18 protein-coding genes and 1 tRNA gene are annotated in these 25,198 nt (G+C 70.3%); 6 read left to right on the top strand and 13 right to left on the bottom strand.

Translation table 11 applies throughout. The features are described from left to right. Nucleotides 1-88: 88 nt before the first annotated feature. The 3 genes from mutA to meaB are packed head-to-tail and all read left to right on the top strand — an operon-like array spanning nt 89 to nt 5,200. Nucleotides 89-1,969: a methylmalonyl-CoA mutase small subunit gene (gene mutA, locus ACFSJG_RS16400; RefSeq protein ID WP_378486456.1), complete on the top strand. Its 1,881-nt coding sequence runs from the start codon at nt 89-91 to the stop codon at nt 1,967-1,969. After that, a complete protein-coding gene (gene scpA, locus ACFSJG_RS16395; protein WP_378486288.1) occupies nt 1,966-4,218 on the top strand; it encodes a methylmalonyl-CoA mutase in 2,253 nt (750 codons plus the stop codon). Before mutA ends, scpA begins: the two co-directional genes overlap by 4 nt. Nucleotides 4,219-4,228: 10 nt before the next feature. Then, a complete protein-coding gene (gene meaB, locus ACFSJG_RS16390; protein WP_378486455.1) occupies nt 4,229-5,200 on the top strand; it encodes a methylmalonyl Co-A mutase-associated GTPase MeaB in 972 nt (323 codons plus the stop codon). A 52-nt stretch (nt 5,201-5,252) separates the two neighbouring features. Here meaB and ACFSJG_RS16385 read toward each other — a convergent pair whose 3' ends face one another. The 7 genes from ACFSJG_RS16385 to ACFSJG_RS16355 form a co-directional block, all read right to left on the bottom strand. Continuing rightward, nucleotides 5,253-6,026: a BPL-N domain-containing protein gene (locus ACFSJG_RS16385; protein ID WP_378486287.1), complete on the bottom strand. Its 774-nt coding sequence runs from the start codon at nt 6,024-6,026 to the stop codon at nt 5,253-5,255. After that, nucleotides 6,023-7,264, bottom strand: a complete 1,242-nt coding sequence (locus ACFSJG_RS16380; RefSeq protein WP_378486286.1) for a heparan-alpha-glucosaminide N-acetyltransferase domain-containing protein — start codon at nt 7,262-7,264, stop codon at nt 6,023-6,025. The genes ACFSJG_RS16385 and ACFSJG_RS16380 overlap by 4 nt, the downstream gene beginning before the upstream one ends. Continuing rightward, complete coding sequence (locus tag ACFSJG_RS16375; protein ID WP_378486285.1) at nt 7,261-7,938, bottom strand: BPL-N domain-containing protein; 678 nt, start codon at nt 7,936-7,938, stop codon at nt 7,261-7,263. Before ACFSJG_RS16375 ends, ACFSJG_RS16380 begins: the two co-directional genes overlap by 4 nt. Next, nucleotides 7,935-11,945 carry a Pls/PosA family non-ribosomal peptide synthetase gene (locus ACFSJG_RS16370; protein WP_378486284.1) on the bottom strand — a complete coding sequence of 1,337 codons (4,011 nt, stop codon included), beginning with the start codon at nt 11,943-11,945 and terminating at the stop codon, nt 7,935-7,937. Before ACFSJG_RS16370 ends, ACFSJG_RS16375 begins: the two co-directional genes overlap by 4 nt. A gap of 274 nt (nt 11,946-12,219) precedes the next feature. After that, nucleotides 12,220-12,948: a BPL-N domain-containing protein gene (locus ACFSJG_RS16365; protein ID WP_378486283.1), complete on the bottom strand. Its 729-nt coding sequence runs from the start codon at nt 12,946-12,948 to the stop codon at nt 12,220-12,222. Nucleotides 12,949-13,043: 95 nt separating this feature from the next. Continuing rightward, nucleotides 13,044-14,069, bottom strand: a complete 1,026-nt coding sequence (locus ACFSJG_RS16360) for a nucleoside hydrolase (protein WP_378486282.1) — start codon at nt 14,067-14,069, stop codon at nt 13,044-13,046. Between the two features lie 28 nt (nt 14,070-14,097). After that, nucleotides 14,098-15,432 carry a CoA transferase gene (locus tag ACFSJG_RS16355; protein WP_378486281.1) on the bottom strand — a complete coding sequence of 445 codons (1,335 nt, stop codon included), beginning with the start codon at nt 15,430-15,432 and terminating at the stop codon, nt 14,098-14,100. Between the two features lie 34 nt (nt 15,433-15,466). Between ACFSJG_RS16355 and ACFSJG_RS16350 the strand changes: the two genes are divergently transcribed. Next, nucleotides 15,467-16,165: a lysoplasmalogenase family protein gene (locus tag ACFSJG_RS16350; RefSeq protein ID WP_378486280.1), complete on the top strand. Its 699-nt coding sequence runs from the start codon at nt 15,467-15,469 to the stop codon at nt 16,163-16,165. Here ACFSJG_RS16350 and ACFSJG_RS16345 read toward each other — a convergent pair. From ACFSJG_RS16345 to ACFSJG_RS16330, 4 genes are all read right to left on the bottom strand, one after another. Further along, nucleotides 16,146-17,384 carry a saccharopine dehydrogenase family protein gene (locus ACFSJG_RS16345; protein WP_378486279.1) on the bottom strand — a complete coding sequence of 413 codons (1,239 nt, stop codon included), beginning with the start codon at nt 17,382-17,384 and terminating at the stop codon, nt 16,146-16,148. The two genes, ACFSJG_RS16350 and ACFSJG_RS16345, sit on opposite strands and share 20 nt — an antisense overlap. Nucleotides 17,385-17,395: 11 nt before the next feature. Continuing rightward, nucleotides 17,396-18,916 carry a glutamate-cysteine ligase family protein gene (locus ACFSJG_RS16340; protein WP_378486278.1) on the bottom strand — a complete coding sequence of 507 codons (1,521 nt, stop codon included), beginning with the start codon at nt 18,914-18,916 and terminating at the stop codon, nt 17,396-17,398. Nucleotides 18,917-18,993: 77 nt separating this feature from the next. Further along, complete coding sequence (locus tag ACFSJG_RS16335; protein ID WP_378486277.1) at nt 18,994-20,460, bottom strand: SDR family NAD(P)-dependent oxidoreductase; 1,467 nt, start codon at nt 20,458-20,460, stop codon at nt 18,994-18,996. Between the two features lie 204 nt (nt 20,461-20,664). Continuing rightward, nucleotides 20,665-20,750 (bottom strand) — tRNA-Leu (locus tag ACFSJG_RS16330). Nucleotides 20,751-20,908: 158 nt separating this feature from the next. Between ACFSJG_RS16330 and ACFSJG_RS16325 the strand changes: the two genes are divergently transcribed. Both ACFSJG_RS16325 and ACFSJG_RS16320 read left to right on the top strand, forming a co-directional pair. Continuing rightward, nucleotides 20,909-22,288, top strand: coding sequence for a M20/M25/M40 family metallo-hydrolase (locus ACFSJG_RS16325; RefSeq protein WP_378486276.1), 1,380 nt, complete (start codon nt 20,909-20,911; stop codon nt 22,286-22,288). A gap of 39 nt (nt 22,289-22,327) precedes the next feature. Further along, nucleotides 22,328-22,861 (top strand): YbhB/YbcL family Raf kinase inhibitor-like protein, encoded by a 534-nt coding sequence (locus tag ACFSJG_RS16320; RefSeq protein WP_378486275.1) that lies wholly within the window; start codon nt 22,328-22,330, stop codon nt 22,859-22,861. Between the two features lie 81 nt (nt 22,862-22,942). Here ACFSJG_RS16320 and ACFSJG_RS16315 read toward each other — a convergent pair whose 3' ends face one another. Together ACFSJG_RS16315 and ACFSJG_RS16310 are read right to left on the bottom strand one after the other, a co-directional pair. Further along, nucleotides 22,943-24,013 carry a quinone-dependent dihydroorotate dehydrogenase gene (locus ACFSJG_RS16315; RefSeq protein WP_378486274.1) on the bottom strand — a complete coding sequence of 357 codons (1,071 nt, stop codon included), beginning with the start codon at nt 24,011-24,013 and terminating at the stop codon, nt 22,943-22,945. Between the two features lie 48 nt (nt 24,014-24,061). Then, nucleotides 24,062-25,072 carry a YncE family protein gene (locus tag ACFSJG_RS16310; protein ID WP_378486273.1) on the bottom strand — a complete coding sequence of 337 codons (1,011 nt, stop codon included), beginning with the start codon at nt 25,070-25,072 and terminating at the stop codon, nt 24,062-24,064. Between the last annotated feature and the right edge of the window lie 126 nt (nt 25,073-25,198).

The raw sequence follows: 25,198 nt of genomic DNA, 5'->3' as shown, positions 1-25,198 counted from the left end.
AGCCCAGGGACGGCGCCCGACGGCACGGGGTTAGCATCACACCGCAATGACCATGTCCGAAAACCGAGAGGAAGCAGACACCGTGCCAGTGTCACCCGCTTCACAGACCGAGGAGGCTGCCCGCGACCACGCGGCGTGGCAGCAGGCGGTGGCTGCGGTGCTCGCGAAGGCCCGCAAGGTCGACGTGTCCGAGCTGCCCGCAGACCCGGAGCACCTCCTCGACACCGTCACCTACGACGGCGTCACCGTCACACCGCTGTACACCCGCCGCGACGAGACCGCCGAGGCGCCGCTGCCCGGTGTCTTCCCGTTCGTGCGTGGTCGCGACGCGCACCGCGACGTCAACCGTGGCTGGCTGGTCAGCGCCGCGTTCGGCGCCGACGAGAGCGACGCGAAGAAGATCAACGAGGCCGTCCTGGACGGGCTCGACAACGGCGTCAGCGCCATCTGGTTGAGTGTCGGCGGCAACGGGCTGTCCGCCGACGCTCTCGATGTCGCTCTCGGCGGAGTCCTGCTCGACCTCGCGCCCCTCACCCTCGACGCCGGCGCGGACACCGCGGCCGCGGCCGAGAGCCTCTACGCGCTGATCGACGCGCGCGCTGCCGCAGGGGACGGCGTCACGGACCGGGCGGCGATCACCGTCGCGCTCGGCGCCTCGCCGCTGACCGACCGCTTCTCCGGCGCCGCAGGCGTCGACGCGGCCACAGCGGTCGCGCTCGCCGGCGCCGCCGCAGGTCGCGCCGAGACGGTGCGTGCCGTCACCGTCGACGGCACCGCGTTCCACAACGCAGGCGCGTCGGACGCCGAGGAACTGGGTGCGGCCGTCGCGGCCGGACTCGAGTACCTCCGCGCCCTCGCCGATTCCGGTGTGGCCGTCGCCGATGCGCTGGGACAGATCGAGTTCCGCTTCGCCGCGACCGACGACCAGTTCCAGACGATCGCCAAGTTCCGTGCGGGAAGGCAGCTGTGGGCACGCGTCGCACAGGTGCTCGGTGCTCCCGAGGCGGGCGGTGCCCCGCAGCACGCGGTCACGTCGGCCGCGATGATGTCGCAGCGTGATCCGTGGGTGAACATGCTCCGCACGACCCTCGCCGCGTTCGGCGCCGGTGTCGGCGGCGCGGACTCGGTCACCGTGCTGCCGTTCGACGCCGCACTGCCCGAGGGCAGCGTGGAGACGTCGAAGTCGTTCGCCGCCCGCATCGCCCGCAACACCCAGCTGTTGCTGCTCGAGGAGTCGAACCTCGGGCGCGTGCTCGATCCGGGTGCCGGTTCCTGGTACGTCGAGGACCTCACCGAGCAGGTCGCGGCCAAGGCGTGGGAGTTCGTGCAGCAGATCGAGACCGCGGGCGGCTACACCGCCGCGCTCGACTCCGGTGTCGTCGCGGACCGCATCGCGGCCACGCGTGCCCAGCGCGACTCCGACATCGCGCACCGCACGACCGCCGTCACCGGTGTCAACGAGTTCCCGAACCTCGGCGAGGCGCCCCTCGCCGACGGTCCGTCGCCGCTCGAGGGTGTCGCCCGCTACGGCGCCGCGTTCGAGGCGCTGCGCGACCGTTCGGACCGCTTCCTCGCGGAGCGGGGGCACCGGCCGAAGGTGCTGCTCGCGGCACTGGGTCCGGTCGCGGAGCACAACGGCCGCACCACCTTCGCGGCCAACCTGCTCGCCTCCGGCGGCATCGAGGCCGTCAACCCGGGCACGCTGGACCTCGCCACCGTCACCGAGATCGTGCGCGAGTCGGAGACGACCATCGCGGTCCTGTGCGGCACCGACAAGCGGTACGGCACCGACGGAGTGCCCGCGGTCGACGCGCTGCGCGCCGCAGGCATCGAGACCGTCCTCCTCGCGGGACCGGAGAAGACGTTCGCGGACGCGCAGGGCGCGGACCGTCCGGACGGCTTCCTGACCGCTCGTATTGACGCAGTGTCGGCGCTGACCGGTCTGCTCGACACCCTGGGAGCGAAATGAGCATCACGCACGACATCGGCAGCTTCGCCGACGTGCCGCTGACCGACCCGGAGCAGCCGGCGCCCGCCGCGCCCACCGAGGCCGAGACCACCGCGCACATCGAGAAGGCCGCCGAGGCGAACAACTACTCCGCCGAGGAGGTCGTCTGGTCGACCCCCGAGGGCATCGACGTCAAGCCGGTGTACACGAAGGCCGACCGGGACGCCGCCGAGGCGGCCGGCTACCCGCTGGACAGCTTCCCGGGTGCCGCGCCGTTCCTGCGTGGCCCGTACCCGACGATGTACGTCAACCAGCCGTGGACCATCCGCCAGTACGCGGGCTTCTCCACCGCGGCCGAGTCCAATGCCTTCTACCGCCGCAACCTCGCGTCCGGTCAGAAGGGCCTGTCGGTCGCGTTCGACCTCGCCACCCACCGCGGCTACGACTCCGATCACCCGCGCGTGCAGGGTGACGTCGGCATGGCCGGTGTGGCGATCGACTCGATCCTCGACATGCGTCAGCTCTTCGACGGGATCGACCTCTCGCAGGTGTCGGTGTCGATGACGATGAACGGTGCGGTGCTGCCGATCCTGGCGCTGTACGTCGTCGCCGCCGAGGAGCAGGGCGTCACCCCCGAGCAGCTGGCCGGAACCATTCAGAACGACATTCTGAAGGAGTTCATGGTCCGCAACACCTACATCTACCCGCCGAAGCCGTCGATGCGGATCATCTCCGACATCTTCGCGTACACCAGCGCGAAGATGCCGAAGTTCAACTCCATCTCGATCTCCGGCTACCACATCCAGGAAGCCGGTGCGACGGCCGATCTGGAGCTGGCGTACACCCTCGCCGACGGCGTCGAGTACATCCGCGCCGGTCTCGACGCGGGCATGGACATCGACAAGTTCGCGCCGCGCCTGTCCTTCTTCTGGGCCATCGGCATGAACTTCTTCATGGAGGTCGCGAAGCTGCGCGCCGGTCGCCTCCTGTGGAGCGAGCTGGTCGCGAAGTTCGAGCCGAAGTCCAGCAAGTCGCTGTCGCTGCGTACCCACTCGCAGACCTCCGGCTGGTCGCTCACCGCGCAGGACGTGTTCAACAACGTCGCGCGCACCTGCGTGGAGGCGATGGCCGCGACCCAGGGGCACACCCAGTCGCTGCACACCAACGCCCTCGACGAGGCGATCGCGCTGCCGACAGACTTCTCGGCCCGCATCGCCCGCAACACCCAGCTGCTGCTGCAGCAGGAGTCGGGGACCACCCGCCCGATCGACCCGTGGGGCGGCTCGCACTACGTCGAGTGGCTCACCAACGAACTCGCGAACCGCGCCCGCGCGCACATCGCCGAGGTCGAGGAGGCCGGCGGCATGGCGCAGGCCATCAACGAGGGCATCCCGAAGCTCCGCATCGAGGAGGCCGCGGCCCGCACCCAGGCCCGCATCGACTCCGGCCGTCAGCCGCTGGTCGGCGTCAACAAGTACGTGCCGGACGAGCCGGACAGCATCGAGGTGCTCAAGGTCGACAACACGAAGGTGCGTGCCGAGCAGCTCGCGAAGCTGGAGAAGCTGCGCGCCGAGCGCGACGAGGCCGCCACCCAGGCAGCCCTCGCCGAGCTGACCCGCGCCGCCTCCGCGACCGAGGGCGGCATGGAGAACAACCTGCTCGCCCTGGCCGTGAACGCGGCCCGCGCCAAGGCCACAGTCGGTGAGATCTCCGACGCGCTGGAGAAGGTGTACGGGCGTCACCAGGCCGAGATCCGGACCATCAGCGGTGTGTACCGGGACGAGGCCGGAAAGTCGGAGAACATCAGCACCGCAACGGAACTCGTCGAGAAGTTCGCGGAGGCCGAAGGTCGTCGCCCGCGTATCCTCGTCGCGAAGATGGGTCAGGACGGTCACGACCGAGGCCAGAAGGTGATCTCCACCGGCTTCGCGGACCTCGGATTCGACGTCGACGTGGGGCCGCTGTTCCAGACCCCCGAGGAGGTCGCCCAGCAGGCGGCCGACGCCGACGTCCACATCGTCGGTGTGTCCTCCCTCGCCGCCGGCCATCTCACCCTGGTGCCTGCGCTGCGGGAGGCCCTCGCCTCGGTCGGTCGCCCCGACATCATGGTCGTGGTCGGCGGTGTCATTCCGCCCGGCGACTTCGACGAGCTGTACGAGGCGGGCGCCGCGGCGATCTTCCCGCCCGGCACCGTGCTCGCGGACGCCGCGATCGGACTGCTGCAGAAGCTGGCCGACCAGTTGGGACACGATTCGGTTGTCGCCGACTAGTCGTCCCCGTCTGGACCTGACCGCTCTCGGGGACGCGGTCCTCGCCGGGCGGCGCGGGGAGATCGCGAAGGCGATCACCCTCGTCGAGTCCACCCGGTCGGATCATCGGGAGCAGGCGCAGCAGTTGCTGCTGCGCCTGCTCCCGCATGCCGGTGGTGCCATCAGGGTCGGCATCACCGGTGTCCCCGGCGTCGGCAAGTCCACGACCATCGAGGCCCTCGGGATGTACCTGATCTCGTTGGGGCACAAGGTTGCCGTGCTCGCGGTCGACCCGTCGTCCACGCGGACCGGCGGCTCGATCCTCGGCGACAAGACCCGGATGCAGAACCTGTCGGTCGAGCCGAACGCGTTCATCCGGCCGTCCCCGACCTCGGGCACCCTCGGTGGTGTCGCGAAGGCGACCCGCGAGACGATGGTCCTGATCGAGGCCGCCGGCTACGACGTGATCCTCGTCGAGACCGTCGGCGTCGGGCAGTCCGAGGTGACCGTCGCGAACATGGTCGACACCTTCACGTTCCTGACCCTGGCCCGCACCGGTGACCAGCTGCAGGGCATCAAGAAGGGTGTCCTGGAACTCGCCGACATCGTCACCGTCAACAAGGCCGACGGCAAGCACGCGACCGAGGCCAAGGCCGCGGCCCGCGAGCTCGCCGGTGCGCTGCGGCTGATCTACCCGCACGACGCGTTGTGGAAGCCGCCGGTACTGACGATGAGCGCGTTGGAGAACGTCGGCGTCGACAAGTTCTGGGACGAGGTGCTGCGGCACCGCAAGGTCCTGGGCGACGCGGGTGAACTCGAACGCAAACGCCATCAGCAGCAGGTGGACTGGACGTGGTCGATGGTCCACGACCAGTTGCTGCGCCGCCTCGACTCGGACCCGGCCGTCAGGGCGATCCGCGGGGACGTCGAGCAGCAGGTGCGCGACGGATCACTGACCGCGGCCCTGGCCGCGAAGACCATCCTCGACACCTTCGACAAGTAGGATCTGTGCGCACTTCTGGTAGTTCGAGCTACCAGAAGTGCGCACAGGCGCGTCAGCGCATCAGGGCAGTTTCGATCAGGTCGTGGCCGAGGTCGAATCGGATGCCGTCCGGGTTCGTCAGGTTCGGGGCGTACCAGCTCTCGTCGGCTTCCGGGTGCGGCCCGACCAGGCCGACGCGACCGGTGCCGTACGGCGCAACGACCGCCGCGACCGTCTCGTTCGGGTAGCGGGCGAGCACCGTCGCGCCGAGAGCGTTCCAGTCGTCGTCGCGGGCGCGGAACACCGTCCCGTCCTGGAAGTACATGTGACGCGGCTGATCTCGCCAGGTGACCGCGACGACGGTTTCCGACTCGTCGTGCACTGTCGCGTCGTCGGTGGAGATGTACTGCCGCACACGGGCGCCGGGCAGGAGCCCGTAGCCGGGGTCGTCGCCTGCGAGATACGCGCCGAGGCAGAATCCCAGATACGTTCCGCCCGCGCCGACCCACTCCCGCAGGACGGGTGCGTACCTTCGGGTGTGACGCCAGGCGGGCGCGAGACTGCCGCCGCCCGGCTGCGCGTACAGGACCGCACCGGCGAGCGAATCGGCGTCGACGTCGGTGTCCTCGTCCGGTCCGACGTAGACCGCGCGCAGCGGGGTCGGCGACGATTCGAGCAGCCGTGCCACCGCTTCCGGGCAACCCGGCGACGCCGCCGGCCCACGGTAGACGAGTGCGACCGGACGGTCGTCGCTCGTGAGCCGGGGGAGACCGACTGCGGCGGCGACACCGGCAGCGCCGATGGCTGCCGCGCCGACCAGCAGTCGGCGGCGACCGAGCGGGCTCACGCGGACCGGACCGGGTGCCGAACGGACTCGTCCCGCCGCTCGGTCACGAAGGCCTCGGTGTGCCGACGCACCCGGGTGGTGATCGACCGGACCAGGCCCTCCAGCGGTCCGCGACCGGCGGTCGCGCGCCACGCCACCGCCACTACCGCCATCACCACCAGCTGACGGATGTACCCGTCCCACGGGCCGTACACGTCGAAATCCGAGTTCACGAACATGATGTGGCCAACATAGACCGTCAGCGACAACGTGCCGATCGCGACCAGCGGTGACGTGACGACGCGCAGCACCCGCCCCGCCCCGCCGCGGACGTGGAAGACGAGCAGGCACAGGCCGAGCACCGCCAGCGAGCTCCCGACCGTGGCCGCGAGGTCGAGGGGGGTGCCGGTGTGCGGTGTCGCGACGCCGAGCCACCACCAGCTGTCGGTGGGCACCCAGCCGTCCGCGCCGAACCGCAGTATCTCGTCCACCGTCTCCACCCCCGACACCTCGACGAGCAGATTCAGTCCGCCCATCGGGTGCAGGATCGTCCACGAGATCACCGAGGACACCGTCGTGAGGACGGCGCCCGCCGCGACGAGGATCCCTGCGGTGCGGGGTGAGCGCAGCTCACATCGTCCGACGACGACCCCGACGCAGATGTACGTCATCCACACCAGTACCGGGAACTCGCCGGTGAAGAGGATCTCGCCGACGGTCGCCAGTGGGTCGTGCAGCAGTGTGCCCCAGGACAACTGGTGGTCGAAACCGGCGCCCAGGTGGGGCCGCACGAGCTGGCTGACGACCGGTGCGGCGACCGCGCCCGCGGCCGCGAGCGCCGCGACCGTGCGCGTGCCCAGGAAGATCAGTGGAATCGCCAGCACGAACATCACGGCGTAGTAGGGGAGGATCACCACCCCGTAGTCGACGTCGGTGTAGCCGAGGGACAGGCCGATCACGCCGATGACGATCGCGCGGGCGACCAGACCGGTCGCGATGCCAGCGGACCTCGCGTCCGGACGTTGCCGGGCCCGACCGGACAGCAGGGCGATGGACACCCCGGCGAGCACGGCGAACATGGCGGACGCGTGGCCCGCGGAGATCCGGTAGGAGAGGGTGGGCAGCCCGTCGTCGCCGTACGCGTACAGCGAGTGCACCGCCACCATCCCGACGACGGCGAGCCCGCGGGCGAGGTCGATGCCGGTCAGACGGCTCCGCATAGGCCGTTTCGTCGGGGCCGGGTCGGCGGTGACACTCATCGGTCCATCACCGCGTCGATCAGGTCGAGCCCGGCGGCGGGGTCGAGGCCGTCGGGAATCGCCACCCCGGAGTCCGCGAACCACTCGTGGTCGGCCTCCGGGTGCGGGCCGACGACGGCGACCTGGCCGGCGCCGAACGGGGCGGCGAGCGCGGCGATCTCGCCGTTGCCGTACACGGCGAGAACCCGCGTGGCGCGGGGATACGACTGCGTGAGCGTGAACACGGGACCGTCCTGGAAGTACATCGGGCGGACGCGGCCGAGCCAGCGCACGTCCACCGTTGTCGGGTCGGGGCCGACCACCCCGGACCCCGGGGTGGTGAAGTAGCGGTCGGTGTCGCCCGGCAGCAGGCCGAAGCCCGGCGTGGCGCCTGCCAGATAGGCGCCCAGGCAGAACCCGAGATACCGGCCGCCCCCGGAGACGAACTCCCGCACGGTGCTCCGGTGCCGGCGCATCCGCCACCACGCCGGGCGCAGACCGTCGCCGCCGGGCTGCGCGTAGAGCGTCGCGCCGCGCAGTGCCTCCGGAGTGAGCCGCCGTTCCTCGCGAGGGCCGACGTACCGGACGTCGAAGTCCCATCGGCTGCGCGCGAGAAGCGCCGCCACCGACTCGGCGCAGCCGGGCAGGCTCGCCCCACCCCGGTACACGAGAGCCAGCGGGCGAGTCCCCGTCACGGGCCGACCGCCTGGGCCGGGATCCCCTGCCAGCGGGTGTCCGAGGGCAGCACGTCGCCCTTCATCAGCAGCGACAGCGCGGCGAGTTCGGCGCCGTCGCCGACCACGGCGTCGTACAGGACGACGGCGCGGGTGCCGACCGTCGCGCCCGCCCCGACCGTCACCGTCGACATCTTCATCACGCGGTCCTCGAAGAGATGCGTCTGCAGCGAGACCCCGGGACCGACCGCGGCGTCGTCGCCGACGTGGACGAGGTCGAACTCGGTGAGGAAGGTGGTCGCCATCCACACCCGGCGCCCCATACGGACGCCGAACCAGCGCAACATCATCGGCAGGTACGGAGTGCCGACGAGCCGACCGAGGAGCACCGGAACCGCAGCGGACTCGTACAGTCCGGTGGCGAACTCGGAGCGGCGCACGAAACGCGCCCACAACGGTTCGACCCGGGGCCGGTAGGTGCCGACCAGGTTCTGCTTCACCGCGGCGGCGAACAACACCACCCCGAGTGCCGTCGCGAGCGCGAACGCCGGGGCCGACAGCACCGTCCACGTCAGGCTCGTGGCACGCGCGACGAGCGACAGCCCGAGCAGGTAGAAGTACAGGCTGACGCCGACGAGGGTGGGCGGCAGGACGACCCGGAAGAACTCCACCCACAGGCGGTGCGAGACGGTGCCGCGATCCGGTGTGTAGGTCACGCGTTCGTCGTAGTCGCCGCTGTCCTGCCGGGCGGGCAGCGGGAACGCAGGATTGCCCAGCCACGACGTGTCGGCAGGCACCCCGGACGTGGGCGGCACGGTCAGCACTCCGATCAGTGAGCCGTCGCCGGTGACGGTACCGCTGGGCAGCACCGCCGCGTTGCCGACGAACGCCCGTGTTCCGATGATCGTGGGCGCGAACGCCATCCGGCCGTTGCAGTATGTGGTGCCGCCCAGAGAGGCCATGTCGGCGACGAAGCTGCCGTCGCCGATCGTGAGCAGGTCCGGGTCGATGTGGGAGGCCGTCGACACCTCGGCGCCGCGACCGACCTTCACTCCGAGCATGCGCAGCCACGGCGCCGTGTACAGCGTCGCGTACAGGGTGTTCGTGTACAGCAGGCTCATCTCGAGCAGCGAGTCGGCGATCCACTTGCGGACGCCGAGCCCGGATGCGGCCTCGAACGTTCCGACGGGCAGGGAGGGCAGCACGAGGCGCTTGCCGACGGCGACGGCGAGGCAGACGCTGACGACGTAGACGAAACCCGAGGCGAGCGTCGCGAGGAACGAGGCGATCATTCCGAACTCGAGCAGCACGGTCCACACCAGCACCAGGCTCGGAACGAGGGTGAGGACGGCGATGGTCTCCAGCGTCACGACACCGGCCGCGGTGAGCATCAGCAGGCCCGCGGTCCACCGCCGCGCCGGGCCTGCGGCCGCCATGGTCTCGACCCGCGGATCGAGCGAGGTGACCGGGGCAGGCGGAGACCCGGCCCACCGCTGCCCCGCGGGGACGGTGTGGCCGTCGGTCAGCACGGACTGGTCGCCGAGCATTGCGCCGTCGCCCACTGTGGTGCCCGGCTCGAGTGCACAGTTCGTCGCGACGTGCGCGCCGTCGCCGACCACGACCGGTCCCACGACCACCTCGCGGCCGTCGACCCGCCACCCACGGAGATCGGTGTTGTACCCGATCGACGCTCCGGACCCGATGGTGAGCATCTTCGGGAACGAGATGCTCGACGTGCCGATGTGGGTGTCGGAACCGACCCGAGCGCCGAGCGCCCGCAGGAACGCAGGCAGCAACGCGGACCCGCTCAGCACCGGCGTCGGGGCCAACGCCATCAACTGGTCGATCATCCAGAGCCGCACGTACACCGCACCCCAGAGCCGGTACCGCCCCGGCTCGATCCCCGCCGAGAGCGGCCGGATCAACAGCACCGGCAGCACCCAGCGCACCCCGAGATACGCCGGCACGGTGGCGATGAGCAGGTCGACGAGCGCATCGAACGACGGCTGTCCGCCGTGCATGTCGTACACGATCGAGACCGGGAAGGTGACGACCAGCAACACGGTGAGGACGAACAACGCCTGGACGGCGCCGGCGCGGCGCACCGGCAGATCACCGACCGGACCGGGTCCGTCCGGTCGAGGTCCCTCCGGTCGGGCGGGTGGCAGACCGGGCGGGGGCGTGGTGCCACCCGCACCGGGGAGGGCCGCTGCCATCGTGCGAACGGTGGGGTGCGCGTAGACGTCGCGGATGCCGGCTCCGGTGTGCAACCCGGTCTCCCGTAGCCGTGTCACGAGCTGCGCCGCGGCCAGCGAGTGTCCACCGAGATCGGTGAAGAAGTTGGCGTCGACGGACACCTGCTCCTCGGCTTGTCCGAGGAGGGCTGCCCACAGCGCTCGCAGTCGGTGCTCGGCGGGGCCGACCGGGTCGACGATCGCTCCGGTTGGTGCCGCGAGCCGGCGTCCGGTCGGCGCGGGAAGCTGTGCCCGGGCGACCTTGCCGCTCGGCATCGTCGGCAGCTCGTCGACGACGTCGAGAAAGGTCGGAATCATGTAGGTGGGCAGCCGCATTCCGGTCTCGTGCCGCAGCCGGGCCACGGCGGCGTCGACCTCGGCGGGGTCGGTCCCGGGCATCGGCACCACCCAGGCGGCGAGCTGCTGCACCCCTCCGACGTCGACCAGCGCCACGACCGCGCTCGCGATCGCGACGTCGACGAGCAGCACGCTCTCGATCTCGCCGAGATCGACGCGGTGGCCGCGGATCTTCACCTCGTCGTCTGCGCGGCCGAGATACTCGATCTGCCGGTCGGGGGTGGTCCGGCCGAGGTCGCCGGTGCGGTAGATCCGCTCGCGGCGGCCCCACACCTCGCGTTCGACGAAACGGTCGGCGGTCAGGTCGGGCCTGCCGACGTAGCCCCGGGCGACTCCAGGTCCGCCGATGCAGATTTCGCCGACCCCGCCGTCGGGGACCGGACGGCGCTGCTCGTCGAGGATCACGACGGAGTACGTCGGCAGGGGAATGCCGATGGTCACGGGACGTCCCGGCAGCAGTTCGCACCAGGTGGCGGTGACCGTGGCCTCCGTGGGTCCGTACGTGTTCAGGATGCGGCGGCCCGCCCGACCCCAGCGGTCGACCAGCTCCCGGGGGCATGCCTCGCCGCCGACGAGGATGCTGCGCAGCTGCGGGAGGTCGCGGGGGATGGTGGCCAACAGGGTGGGGACGCAGTACAGCATCGACACCGCGTTGTCGTCGAGGAAGTCGGCGAGCTCGCCGCCCAGCCTGCCTGCGTCGGTCGGTCCGGCGACGATGGTCGCGCCGACCGCCCAGGTCGGCCAGATCTCCTCGATCGAGAAGTCGAACGAGATCGTCATCCCCTGGTACACACGGTCGGTGGGGCGCACGTCGTAGACCGACGGCACCACGTCGAGGAAGTTGCAGATGCTGGACTGGGAGACCTCGACGCCCTTGGGACGGCCCGTGGAACCGGACGTGTAGATGATGTACGCGGCGGGGTCACGATGGGCGATGTGCAGTCGTGGCCGGGTGGACGGCTGTTCCGCGATGGCGCGTGTCTCGGTGTCGAGCGGAAGCCACGGCACCTCGGTGCCGACGAGCCGGTCGGCGAACGAGCTCGTCGTGACGAGGAGGTCCACCGACGCGTCGCCGAGGATGTACTCGATCCGGTCGGCCGGCGCGCCCGGGTCGATGGGGACGAACGCAGCACCCGCCTTGAGCGCGGCAAGCAGGGTGACATAGGTGTGCGGCGATCGGTCGAGCAGGATCGCCACCCGCGATCCGACACCGGCGCCGAGGTGGATCAGATGGTGCGCAAGCTGATTGGCGTGCCATTCCAGGTCGGCGTACGTGTAGCGGGCGCCCTCGCATTCGAGTGCGGTGGCGTCGGGTGTGCGGGCGTAGCTCGCCTCGAAGACGTGCTCCATACGCCGACGCGTGTCCTGCTCGACGACACGCCGGATCGTCGAGACGTCGAACGGCGCAGTTGGCGCAGTATCGTCCCAGTGGACCACCGTGATTCCTCCCCGACAGAGTGTGTGGCCGAAACGCCGTACAGTGTCGCCCACCGAAACCGCGCGACTTCCGGCGCCTCCGTGGTCGCGTCGAACGCGAACCCCCGCACCGCAGCTGGCTAATATCCGGCTAATCCGCGAGGTGGCAACGAGAAGTGAAGCACATTCCGTCGAGGACGGCACATCGACTGGTCAGGCGTCCAGGTTTGCTCCGTTCGGCGGGCGTGTCGCTGCCTCGCGGGTGCGCATTCGCGGCCCTCGGCAACAACTCCCGTCAGGGCAGGCGGTGCACCGTCGTCTCGATGAGGTCGTGCGCGAGATCCGGGCGCACGGCGCCGAACGGGATCAGCCCGTCGTCGACGAACCAGCTGTTGTCCGCCTCCGCGTGCGGGCCGGTGACGCCGACCCGGCCACGGCCGAAATCGACAGCCAAGGCGGCGATCTGCCCTCCGACGTAGGTCGCGAGGACGGTCGCGCGGTGGTCGGGGACGAGATCGAAGGCCGGGGGATCCTGGAAGTAGAGCTCGGCGGTAAGTCCTCGCCACAGCAGCGGCGAGCGGGCGGCGCGGGTGTCGGGCACGGATGCTCCGGGTGTGGCGCTGTATTGGTAGGTGTCGCCCGGTAGCAGGTTGTATCCCGGTGTGGCACCGGCGAGGTAGCCGCCGACGCAGAAGCCGAGATAGTTGCCGCCGGCGGCAACCCAGTCGCGGATCATCCCCGCATTGGGCTTCATCGCCTCCCAGGCGCGGCGCAGGGACGGCCCTCCGGGCTGCGCGAACACGGTTGCGCGGGACAACGTCTCAGGAGTGATCGGGGTGTCGGTCGGGCCGACGTACTCGATTCGGAACCGGCTGGGGGAGGTGCGCAGGACCTCGGCCACGGATTCGGCGGTCCCGGGAACGGTGGCCGGGCCCCGGTACACCAGCGCGAGCGGTGGTGGGGCCGCCGAGGCGGCGGGGAGGCCGCCGAGCGCGGCGAGCACCGTCAGGATCACCACTGCCATCGCTCGACCGGCCACGACCCTCCGTTCCGTACTGCTGTGTACGTCGGACGCCGAAAAGCTGCGTTGGCGTAGAGGTTACCGCACTGTGATTGCAATCACAGGCATAGATGCGCTCCGACACGCTCGATCAGCAGGTCGAAGAAGGCGTCCGGATCGGTCGACACGGCCACGTCCGCATTCGCCGGCCGCCCCCACATTCCGCTCCAGTCCGCGACGGTGCACCCTCGGGTGAGAGTGCCGGTCAGTTCGACGTCCACCGTCGCGCGCCGGGTTCGGGCCAGTGTCGGATCCAGCGCCACGGCCGCGGCGAACGGATCGTGCATGTGGGCGATGTAGCCGTGACCGTGCTCCCGGTGGAACTCCATGTAGAAGCGGATGGCGTCCACCAGCACCCGAAGCACCGGATTGCCGGTGCGCGAACGACGTCCGACCGGGTCGTCCTCCGACAACAGTTCTGCGGGCAGGCTTCCCGCCGCCTCCGCCAGCCTGCGCACGTGCTCCGGGGTCATCTCGAGCGTTTCGGTGACGTCCAGTGGGCACACGAGCGGCCTGCGCTCCGGCGGCGCCGCGGAGAATGCGTCGAACACGGCCTTCGCCGCCTCCGGGTCCACCGAGACGTTCCACTCCGACTTCGGTGTCGTGTTGCCCGGGTGGTTGAACGCGCCGCCCATCACCACGAGTCGACGCAGCAGCGTCGGGAGTTCGGGTTCGAGTCGCAGTGCCAGGGCGAGATTGGTGAGCGGGCCGGTGACCAGTCCCACCACCTCGCCGGGACGGGCGCGAGCGACCTCCACCCAGGCGGTCGCCGAATCACGGTGAGCGAGGGACCGCGTCGACGGCGCCAGTTCCGCGTACCCGAGTCCCTGTGGGCCGTGGGTGTCCTCGGTCGTGCGCAGTTCGCCGACGAGGGGAACCTCCGAGCCGAGCGTCACCTCGACGTCGGGACGCCCACACAGGTCGAGCCACGCGAGGTTGTTCGCCGCGACCTGCGCGGTAGGGACGTTGCCGCCGGTGCTGGCGACCGTGAGGATCTCCGCCTCGGGGCTCGAGACCAGGTACAGGAGCGCGAGGGCGTCGTCGATGCCGGTGTCGACGTCGAGGATCAGCGGCACGGTGGACATGCTGAGATCCTCCCAGATCGCCCCGTTCTCACACCCAGTGCGGCGCGTCGGCGCCCCAGTCGTGCGCGGGGAACGGGTACTCCGCGTAACCCGGCAGGGCGGGTCGCGCGGTGGTGACCGCGCCGTGTGTGACGGTGGTCGCGGGCCCGGGCGTGAGCGGTTCGGGTGGTGCCGCGACACGGCCGGGCAGGGTGAGCAGCGTGTGGGCCGTCCGGGCGAGCGACACCGACACGTCGCGGCCGCGGCCGTCGTGCCCGCGCTGCGTCACCGCGTCCACGATGCCCGCCGCAAGGAGGTAGCCGGACGCGTGGTCGAGCGCCTGGGCGGGCAGCGTCCCCGGATGGTCCCCGCCCTCGATCAGCGCGATCCCCGACGCGGCCTGCACGATGCTGTCGAATCCGCGGCGCTCCGACCAGGGGCCGCGGTCGCCCCACGCGCTGACCGACGCCCGCACGATTCCCGGTGTGTCTCTCGTCAACTCGAAACGGTCCAGGCTGCCCGGGCGGTAACCGGTGACGATCACATCTGCGGTTGCGACGAGACTCCGCATGGTTCCCAGATCGTCCGCGGTGGTCAGATCGAGCAGTGTCGAGCGTTTGCCCTGCCCCGTGTCGCGGTGCTGCCAGTCGATCTCGTGCAGCTGCGGTGGATCCACTCGCAGGACCTGGGCACCGAGCAGCGCCAGTGCGCGAGCGGCCACCGGGCCGGCGAGGACCCGAGTCAGGTCCAGCACCCGTAGGCCTGCCAGCGGGTGCACAGGGTCCGCGCCGGACAATGCGGGGCCGGAGAATTCGCCCGTCGGTGCCATCGTCACGAGCGGGCCTGCGGCGGCAGCGACCGCTTGCGCATGCGCTGCCCACTCCTGCTCGGTGCGGACCCGCGCCGCCACCGCGCCTGCCTCGGCACACAGGTTCTCGACGTCGCTCGCGAGGAGTTCGCCGATTCGAGCCGAGAGCGTCCCGGGATCGGCGTCGTCCGGGAGGTCGAGCGCGGTGAGGAGCCGCATCCGATGGTGCGGGTAGTTCGCGTGCGTTCGGACCCACCCGTCAGCGGCGGCGAAGAACCCGGACATGGGCGCGAAACCGGAGACCGGCTCCCTGCCGATCCGCATCAGGCGGTCGGCCGTGAACGATGCGGCGATGCGTTCGGGGTCGAGCTGCCAGGTGTGGGGTGTTCGCCTGCGGGAGGCGAGCAGCCGGTTCACCGCCGACGTCAGCGCTCCAACGGAACCCGTGGCGAGCGCGGCCACCGGCACTCGCGCCGCGAGGTGTCCGGACGGCGCGGGGTACCGCACGGTCCCCGGGTCCGCGGAGATCCCGCACCCGTGTTCGTACTCGTCGTGGACCGATCGCGGTGACGCCACAGTCGAACGGTACCGCTCGACATACGATCGGCCGATGAAGCTCGATGTGCCGCCTCGTGGCGCGGTCCTGGTCATCGCGGTGTTCGCCCTGCTCGTCGTCGTGCACCTCGCGGCGCAACTCGCCGACGCGGATCGACTCGTCGACGTGACTCAATGGTTCCTGATGCCGGTGCTGGCCGCGATCCTGGTCGCCGTCACGTCGTCGCCGCATTCGCGACTGGTGCGGACAGCCCTGGTGGCACTGGCGTTCTCGTGGCTCGGCGACACCGCGCCGGACGCCTTCGACGGGGACACGGCGTTCCTGGTGATGATCGGCTTCTTCCTGCTGGCGCAGCTGGCCTACGTGGCCGCGTTCCTGCCGTACCGCGACAGGTCGGTGCTGCGGCGCCCGGCTGTCGCCGGCTACGTCCTCGCCGTCGCGCTCCTGGTCGCCGCCTGCGCTCCCGGAGCCGGCGCACTACTCGTTCCCGCCCTGGTCTACGGGCTGTGCCTCGGAACGATGGCGGTCCTGTCGACGGGTCTCGGCGTGATCGCCGGTGTCGGTGGGGCGCTCTTCCTGGCGTCCGACGCGATGATCGCGCTCGGTGCCTTCGCGGACTGGTTCACCCCACCGGTGGAGGGCTTCTGGGTGATGCTCACCTACATCGCCGGTCAGGCGCTACTGGCGTACGGCGTCGCGGCGACCGACCGGGCGGCCACCGCGACGCCGGACGTCAGTTCCGTCGCACGCTGATCTCGAACCCCGCCCCGCGGAGCCGGCGCACGAGCGCGTCGCCGATCCCGGACGCGGGGGTCAGCACGCCCGCCGCATCGGGAAGGCCGTCCCGGTCGACGGCCAGGGCCAGCGCCGACTCACCGAGCATCACCGCAGTTGCCTTGTACCCGGGATCGCCCTGCGCTCGCATCTGTGAGACGTAGCGGGCACCCGTGGTCGTCGTGGCGTACACGTCGGTCGTGAAATGTCCGGTGTTGCGGGTCTTCTCGCTGGGACCGTCACCCGGGTCGGGGAGGACGCGGTCGAGCAGCTTCCTCGTCGGTCCGAACGCGAAGCCCGCGAGCAGCCCGCCCAGTCCGGCCGTCACGCCTGCCGCGACCGCGGGGGAGAACCACGACTGGCCGACACTCATCACCTCCCGGTACCGGAAGGCGCGGCCGTACGCCCAGCCCCGCAGGGCGTTGCTCCGTCGCACCACCCGCGTGTTCACCGACGCCATCGGGTGAGGTGCCGTCACCCCGTGCAGGTTCGGGGCGATGTCCGAACCCTTGACGAGGCTGTTGTCGGACTGTCGACCGAGGTCCGGTTCGGCCGAGAAGTCCGGACTCAACGAGTACGGCTGCAGGAGGAGCGACCGCGTCCGCTTGTCCGACTTCGCGGCGTCGACCACGCCGCGCATCGAGTCGATGGTGCCGCCGCTGACGCCGCCGCGGAACGAGGAGAGGACCAGTGTGGTGTCGGCGAGCGTCCCCTCGCCGTCTGCGGCGACCTGCTCGTGCAGTACGTGCACGCCGATGTCCGACGGCACGGAATCGAAGCCGCACGAGTGCACGATCCGGGCGCCGCTCGCGGCGGCCACGTCGTGATAGCCGTCGATGGACGCGCGAGCGAACTGGACCTCGCCGGTGAGGTCGACGTAGTCGGTGCCTGCTTCCGCGCATGCCCGGACCAGATCGATTCCGTAGCGGGCGTACGGTCCGACCGTGGTCACGACGACGTGCGCGGCGTTCGCCAGCGCGGTCAGGGAGTCCGGGTCGTCGGCCGACGCGATCAGGACCGGCCAGTCGCTCGCACCGGGCAGCGACTCGCGGACCCGTTCGAGCTTCTCCCTGGACCGGCCGGCCAGTCCGATGCGGGTGCCCTCGGGAGCGTGGCGTGCGAGGTGGTCGGCGGTGAGGCGGCCGACGAAGCCGGTCGCGCCGTAGACGACGACGTCGAGGTCGCGGGTGCGTGTCATGGGCGCCAACGTTACTCGTTGGTCAGGACCTGTCCAGGCGCGTCCCAGGTGTGCACCGGCGCATCGGAGTGCATCCGGTCGAGATAGTCGGCGACCATGCCTGCCAGGGCGCGTTCGCGGTCCTCACCCGCAGCCTCCCGCGCCGCCACCGCGTCACGCTGCCAGCGTGCACCGTTGCGGCCGGTACGGCAGCGGTCCTCGATCACGCCCAGGTACGTGTCGCGGACGTGCGGGTCGACCCTCAGCGAGTCGAGCCCGGCGTGGGCGAGGGGGAGCAGCGTGCTCAGCACGAGGTCGGACGGCGACGTCCAGCCGCGGTCCGGCCAGTACAGGCGGGCGCCGAACCCGTGCCGGGCGCCTTCCTGCAGGTTTGCCGCGGCGGCCTCGAACGGCATACGCGACCACGCCGGCCGTTCCTCCGCCGCGAGGGCGCGCACCGCGCCGTAGTAGAACGCGGCATCGGCGACCGTGTCGCGAACTGTCGGGCCCGCAGGTAGGACCCGGTTCTCCAGCCGGAGGTGGTGGTCGGTGTCGGTGGTGTCGTAGATCGGCCGGTTCCAGCGGTAGATCGTGCCGTTGTGCATGCGCAGTTCGGCGAGCTCCGGTGTGCCGCCGCGGGCGATCACGGCGCGGGGATCCTCGTCGGTGCATTCCGGGAGCAGCGCCGGGAAGTAGCGCGAGTTCTCCTCGAACAGGTCGAAGATCGACGAGATCCAGCGTTCCCCGAACCACACCCGCGGCCGCACACCCTGATTGCGGAGTTCGAGGGGGCGGGTGTCGGTCGCCTGTTCGAAGAGCGGGAGCCGGGTTTCGTGCCAGAGGGCCCGGCCGGCGAAGAACGGTGAATTGGCCGCGATCGCCACCTGGACACCCGCCAGCATCTGCGCGGAGTTCCAGTGCGTGCCGAACTCGTGGGCCGAGACCTGCAGGTGCAGTTGGGTGGAGGTGCAGGCGGCCTCGGCGAGGATGGTGTCGGTGAGGACGGCGAGACGATCGCCGTCGTGGTGGCCCGGCATCGGGACTCCGGCGATGTCCAGCTCGATGTCCTCGCCGCGCGCCGCGAAGATCTGCTGGTCCAAAGCCGTGTACCGCGGGTCGGACGACATCCAGCGCTGCTGCAGGTGGCTCTTCCGCAGGGTCGGCAGGATGCCGATCATCGCGAGCCGACCACCCGCGGCCGCGGCCCGGCCGTCCGCCTGGTTCAGGGTTCGGCGGAGTTCGCCCTCGAGGATCGCGAGGTTGTCGCCGTCGAGTGTGCGGGGGTCGACGTTGACCTCGATGTTGAACTGACCCAGCTCGGTCTGATAGGCCGGGTCGGCGATCGCCTCGAGTGCCGAGGCGTTCACCATCGCCGGGTTGCATTCCGCGTCAACCAGATTGAGTTCGACCTCGAGGCCGACCGTCGGTTCGGTGTCCGATTCCCGCTCGTCCGCCAGCAGATCCGCGAGCGCGTCGAGACATGCGTGCACCTTCTCCCGGAACACCTGCCGGTCCCTGCGGGTGAACACGAGGCTGGTGACCTCACGGCCCATGGTGGGAACTCCCTCCCTCGGAGACGGGCGTCAGCCCAGTATCACCGAATCGGAGGCCGCCCGGGTCGTCCGCGGGCTCACCAGGGAGAGGGCTCGAAATCCTTGAGGAAGCAGCCGTGCAGGTCCACCCCGCCTTCGCCCTGGACGATCGGGTCGTAGACCCGTGCGGCACCGTCGACGAGGTCGAGCGGAGCGTGGAAGCCCTCCTCGGCGAGGCGGAGCTTCGTGTAGTGCGGTCGCTCGTCGGTGATCCAGCCGGTGTCGACGGCGGTCATCAGGATCCCGTCCTGCTCGAGCATCTCGGCGGCGCTGGTCCGGGTGAGCATGTTCAGGGCCGCCTTCGCCATGTTGGTGTGCGGGTGCCCCGCACCCTTGTAGCGGCGCGAGAACTGGCCCTCCATCGCGGAGACGTTGACGACGTACTTGCGGCGCGCGGGCGACGCCGCCATCGCGGGACGCAGCCGGTCCACGAGAATGAACGGGGCAACGGAGTTGCACAGCTGGACCTCCAGCAACTCGATCGGGTCGACCTCACCGACCGTCTGGACCCAGCTGTTGGTGTGCGCGAGATCGGGGACCAGCCCGCCGGCGTCGATCGCGATGCCCTGCGAAATACGTTCCGGGGTGGCCGATCCCGCGACCAGTGCGAGCTCGCTGACCTGGTGCACGATCGACTGCGTCGCGGCGGGCAGTGAACTGGCGAGAGCGGCGGGGTGCGCGTCGCTGGTCTTGCCGAACGTCACGACCTCCGGCAGCTCGCCCGCGGGCAGCGGCGCCGACTCGGCCTCGGCCAGCGCCGAGTACGCGCCCGGCGAGCGTCGCACCGTCTGGGCGGCGTTGTTGATCAGGATGTCCAGCGGACCCTGCGCCGCGACGTCGTCGGCGAGCGCCACGACCTGGGCGGGATCGCGCAGGTCGATGCCGACGACGCGCAGTCGGTGGATCCAGTGGCCGCTGTCCTCCATCGCGGAGAACCGGCGGATCGCGTCGTTGGGGAAGCGTGTCGTGATCGTCAGGTGCGCGCCGTCACGCAGGAGGCGCAACGCGATGTACATGCCGATCTTCGCGCGGCCACCGGTGAGCAGCGCGCGGCGGCCGGTCAGATCCGTGCTGGCGTCCCGCTTCGCGTGGCTGCGGGCCGCGCAGTCGGGGCACAGCTGGTGGTAGAAGGCGTCGACGACGGTGTAGCGCTGCTTGCAGATGTAGCAGGGGCGGGGCCGGATGAGGGTGCCCGCTGTGTCGCCGACCGTGGGGGAGGAGATCAGCACGCCTGCGGTCTCGTCGTCGATCCGATTCGGTGAGCCGGTGGCCGTCGCGGCGACGACGGCGCGATCCGCGGCCGACTTGGCGTCGCGGGTCTCGATGCGCTTGCGGCGCTTGAGTCGCTTGAACATCTTGCCGCTGGCGCGCTGCAGGGCGATCGAGTCCGGATGCTCGGAGTCGAGCTCGCCGGCCTCGGCGAGGACCCTCAGGCAGGTCTCCAGATCGGTGGGGTCGATCCTCGCCGTGTCGGTGGGATCGATGCCTGTCGTCGGTTGTGCCATCGGTGGGGTGCTCGGTTCCTGGATCTCGGGGTGATTTCGGCCGCAGTTCAGCCGTCGACCGCGACGGGCGGTCGTGGCCGATTCTACCGACTCGCGCCGCCACCAGAGGATTCCCCCGGCAGCCACGCGAATCGACAAGACACGCAACAGAAGAAGGCCCCGGACTCGCGTCCGGGGCCTTCTTCTGTCTGTCTCAACTCAGAGTGCGCGAGGGGGGACTTGAACCCCCACGTCCATTAGTAGGACACTAGCACCTCAAGCTAGCGCGTCTGCCATTCCGCCACTCGCGCTTGCACACTCTCTGTTTCGCTCGCCGCTCTTCGCTGCGTGCTGGGAAAGATTAACCCACCCCGACCCCAACACCAAAATCGCCTCGTTGTCGCAGGTCAAACAGGGTGAAGTGACGACGAGCCCCGCGTCGGGGCGGCGCGGTGGGTGGTAGGAAAGGGTGGTGCCGCACGCAGAGAACGCAGAGAACGCGGAAAACGCCGCGAACGCCACCCGCTCCCGAGCCGAATCGGAGGTCGTCGACCTCGTCAGCTCGCTGATCCGCTTCGACACGTCCAACACCGGCGAGCTCGCCACCACCAAGGGCGAGCGCGAGTGCGCCGAATGGGTGGCCCGGAAGCTCGAGGAGGTCGGCTACGAGACGGAGTACGTCGAATCCGGTCAGCCCGGTCGTGGCAACGTCTTCGCCCGACTACGCGGCGCGGACCCGTCGCGAGGCGCGTTGATGATCCACGGCCACCTCGACGTCGTCCCCGCGGAACCGTCCGACTGGAGCGTGCATCCGTTCTCGGGTGCTGTCGCCGACGGCTACGTCTGGGGCCGTGGGGCGATCGACATGAAGGACATGGTCGGCATGACGTTGGCGCTTGCCCGCCAGTTCAAGGCCGAGGGCACCGTCCCGCCCCGCGATCTGGTCTTCGCGTTCCTCGCCGACGAGGAGGCCGGTGGCACCTGGGGATCGCAGTGGCTGGTGAAGAACCGACCCGACCTGTTCGAGGGGATCACCGAGGCAGTCGGTGAGGTCGGCGGCTTCTCCCTGACGGTGCCCCGCCCGGACGGCAGCGACGCCCGTCTCTACCTGGTCGAGACGGCGGAGAAGGGGCTCGGCTGGATGCGGCTGACGGCGAAGGCCCGCGCCGGTCACGGTTCGTTCCTGCACGAGGACAACGCGGTCACCATCCTGGCCGAGGCCGTCGCCCGACTAGGGCGGCACACGTTCCCACTGGTCGTGCCCGATTCGGTGGCCGAGTTCCTCGGTGCGGTGAGCAACGAGACCGGTCTCGACTTCGACCCGAGCGCACCCGACATCGACACGACACTCGAGAAGCTCGGCACCATCTCGCGGATCATCGGGGCGACGCTGCGGGACACGGCGAACCCGACGATGCTCGACGCCGGGTACAAGGCGAACGTCATCCCGCAGACCGCGACCGCCGTCGTGGACTGCCGGGTGCTGCCCGGCAGGCAGGCCGAGTTCGAGAAGGAGGTGGACCGGCTGATCGGCCCGGACGTGACGCGGGAATGGATCACCAAGCTCGACTCGTACGAGACCACCTTCGACGGACACCTGGTCGACGCGATGAACGCGGCGATCCTCGCGCACGATCCCGACGGGCGCACCGTCCCCTACATGCTGTCCGGTGGCACCGACGCAAAGGCGTTCGCCACGTTGGGGATTCGATGCTTCGGATTCGCGCCGCTGCAGCTGCCGCCCGAACTCGACTTCACCGCACTGTTTCACGGAGTGGACGAGCGGGTTCCCGTCGACGCACTACAGTTCGGCACGCGGGTGCTCGAGCACTTCCTGTTGCACAGCTGATCGCCGGCGCACGGCCGATTTTCGACGAGAGGACATCACATGGCGTACGACCCCTACGAACCGCTCCCGGACCTGCCCACCTTCTCCCTGACGTCGGAGACGATCACAGACGGCGGCACGGTCCCCACCGAGCAGCTCAGCGGCATCTTCGGCGTGCCGGGCGGCGAGGACGTCTCCCCGCAGCTGTCGTGGTCCGGTTTCCCGCCGGAGACGAAGAGCTTCGCGGTGACGATGTTCGACCCGGACGCGCCGACGGTGTCCGGTTTCTGGCACTGGTCGGTCGCGAACATCCCGGCGTCGGTGACGTCGCTGCCGGAGAACGCGGGTGACGACACCGGAACCGGGTTGCCGGACACGGCGATCACCTTGCGCCACGACGGTGGCGGCCACCGATTCCTCGGTGCCGCTCCGCCGCAGGGCCACGGCGACCACCGCTACATCTACGCCGTCACCGCGCTCGACGTGGAGACGATCGACGGCCTCACCGCCGACTCGACACCGGCGTTCCTCGGCTTCAACCTCTTCGGGCACGGCATCGCGCGCGCGTTCCTGACGGTGACGTTCGGCCACTGACCCGGCCGCAGAAGGCTGAAGGTCCCGTTCACGCGGATCAACCGCGTGAAAGGGACCTTCAGCCGTTCGTGGGGTTGTCGATCAGGCGCGGGTGCCCGCGCCGACGGCGTCGGCGAGCGAGGTGTAGCCGCCCTCCCGGACCTTGCGGGCCAGACCCTTGTTGATGCGCTTCATCCAGAACGGGCCGCCGTAGATGAACCCCGTGTACGCCTGGATCAGGGACGCCCCGGCGAGGATCCGCTCCCACGCCTGGTCCACGGTCTCGATGCCACCGACGGAGATCAGCACGATCCGGTCGCCGACGCGGGCGTGCAGGCGCCGCAGCACCTCCAGCGAGCGGTCGGCGACGGGTGCACCGGAGATGCCGCCCGCGCCGAGCGCCGTGACCTCGTCCGCGGGCGTGTCCAGACCCTCCCGCGAGATGGTGGTGTTCGTCGCCACGATGCCGGCGAGGCCCAGTTCGACCGCGAGATCCGCTACCGCGTCGACGTCCTCGTCGGACAGGTCCGGGGCGATCTTCACCAGCACCGGTACGTCGACGCACTCCAGGACCGCGGCGAGGATCGGCCGCAGCGACTCGACGGCCTGCAGGTCCCGCAGGCCGGGCGTGTTCGGGGAGCTGACGTTCACGACCAGGAAGTCGGCGAGCGGTCCGAGCAGTCGGGCACTGGCGGCGTAGTCGTCCGCCGCGTCCTCCGGCGCCACGACCTTGGTCTTGCCGATGTTCGCGCCGATCGGCAGCGTGGTGATGCGCTTGCGCAACTCGTTGGCCGCAGGCCCGGCGCCGTGGTTGTTGAAACCCATCCGGTTCAGCAGCGCCCGGTCGGCGGGCAGCCGGAACAGCCGGGGCGCCGGGTTACCCGGCTGCGCCTGCGCGGTGACCGTTCCGACCTCCGCGTACCCGAATCCGAGGGCGCCCCAGACGTTCACGCCGGAGGCGTTCTTGTCGAACCCGGCCGCGAGTCCGAGGGGCCCGGGGAAGTCGATGCCGAAGGCTCGGGTCCGAAGGACCGGGTCGGGGACCGTGAGCACCCGCGACACCATCGTCCGCATCGGGGCGAGAGTCGTGACGAGACGCATCGCGAGGAACGCGAGATGGTGCACGCGCTCCGGCGGCAGCAGGAACATCAGGCGCAGCAGCAACTTGTACACGGTGGTGTCTCCTGGGCTATGCGTGGTCGGAATGAGGACGGTGGCCCGTCAGGATGTCGCGACGTCGATGCGCTGGACGCCGTCGCCGGTCCCGGACGCCACGAACACAGTGCCGGTCTCGGAGTCGACCGCGACAGCGTTGGGCTGGCGGACGGTGGGGAAGCGTCGCTTCTCGACAGGGATTCCGGTGGACAGGTCGTAGCCGACGACCTCGTTGGTGGCGGTGACGGTGACCCACACCATGCCGGTGGTGGCGTCGACCGCGAGCGCGTACGGCGAGTTCGGGACGGGATAGCGCTGGTGCAGCATCAGCGGGTCGGTGGAGAACGAGAGCAGGGTGCCGCCGGTGGTGTCGGCGACGAGGATCCGGCCGAAGTCGTCGGTCACGAGGTTCGTGGCACCGGACCCGGCGCGCAGCGCCATGCCGAGCCGGTCGTCGTCGAAGTTCACCTCGGTGACGGACGTCTGCCGACGGTCGAGGGCACTGACCTCGTCGCCGACCACGCCGAGTGCATCGACCGAGACGAGCCCGTCGACGGTGTGCGTGACCGTGCCCGCCGCATCCAGCTCGAGAACGTCACCGTCCGCGGTGCCGACTGCAATCCGGCCGTCCCCGAGAAGTGCGGCCGACTGCACGTCCGCGTCGACGGCTGTGGTGGTGGCGGTCCCGTCGGCGAGGTTCACGGTCGCGACACCGCGCCCGGCGGGAACGGTGACGAGACCGTCGCGCGGCGCCGACAGCGAGGCGACGCCACCCGGAAGCGAGATCTCGCGGGGCGGCGCAGCCGGATCGCCCGCCGGAACCGTCAGGAGGGTGCGGGCGTCGTCTGTGAGCATCGCCACGGTGCCGGTCGACGGGTCGAAGGTGGCCGCCGCGATGCGGTCGTCGAGGGGGGCCACCGTCCCCGCGGGCGGGTTCGACGGGACGGGCGACTCGGCGGCGGTCGCCGCGTCGATGGTCTGGATCTTGTCTTCGCCGCCGTCGCTGGAACAGCCTGTGACCAGCAGTAACACCGCTCCCGTGAGTACCGTTGCGGTGCGTGCGCTCGGGCCCGGCATGTACGTCTCCTCAGGGGTGCTGAATCGGCTCGCGGTGTGGTGCGAACGAGGGTCGGCCTCCAGCATTCCCGATCGGCGCCCGGTTCCCCGAATCACCTCCCCGTGACGGCGGTCCCGCGGCGTCCC

The sequence above is a fragment of the Rhodococcus gannanensis genome, from assembly GCF_042681175.1.
In the GTDB taxonomy this organism is placed as follows: domain Bacteria; phylum Actinomycetota; class Actinomycetes; order Mycobacteriales; family Mycobacteriaceae; genus Rhodococcus_G; species Rhodococcus_G gannanensis.
Note: the sequence above shows the minus strand (reverse complement) of the source record. Positions and strands in the feature narration are given on the sequence as shown.

Bases quoted from the DNA above. Each gene is read 5' to 3' on its own strand.
- scpA (WP_378486288.1), top strand. From the start codon at position 1,966: ATGAGCATCACGCACGACATCGGCAGCTTCGCCGACGTGCCGCTGACC.
- ACFSJG_RS16380 (WP_378486286.1), bottom strand. From the start codon at position 7,264: ATGAGTGTCACCGCCGACCCGGCCCCGACGAAACGGCCTATGCGGAGC.
- ACFSJG_RS16365 (WP_378486283.1), bottom strand. From the start codon at position 12,948: ATGGCAGTGGTGATCCTGACGGTGCTCGCCGCGCTCGGCGGCCTCCCC.
- ACFSJG_RS16360 (WP_378486282.1), bottom strand. From the start codon at position 14,069: ATGTCCACCGTGCCGCTGATCCTCGACGTCGACACCGGCATCGACGAC.
- ACFSJG_RS16350 (WP_378486280.1), top strand. From the start codon at position 15,467: ATGAAGCTCGATGTGCCGCCTCGTGGCGCGGTCCTGGTCATCGCGGTG.
- ACFSJG_RS16345 (WP_378486279.1), bottom strand. From the start codon at position 17,384: ATGACACGCACCCGCGACCTCGACGTCGTCGTCTACGGCGCGACCGGC.
- ACFSJG_RS16340 (WP_378486278.1), bottom strand. From the start codon at position 18,916: ATGGGCCGTGAGGTCACCAGCCTCGTGTTCACCCGCAGGGACCGGCAG.
- ACFSJG_RS16335 (WP_378486277.1), bottom strand. From the start codon at position 20,460: ATGGCACAACCGACGACAGGCATCGATCCCACCGACACGGCGAGGATC.
- ACFSJG_RS16320 (WP_378486275.1), top strand. From the start codon at position 22,328: ATGGCGTACGACCCCTACGAACCGCTCCCGGACCTGCCCACCTTCTCC.
- ACFSJG_RS16310 (WP_378486273.1), bottom strand. From the start codon at position 25,072: ATGCCGGGCCCGAGCGCACGCACCGCAACGGTACTCACGGGAGCGGTG.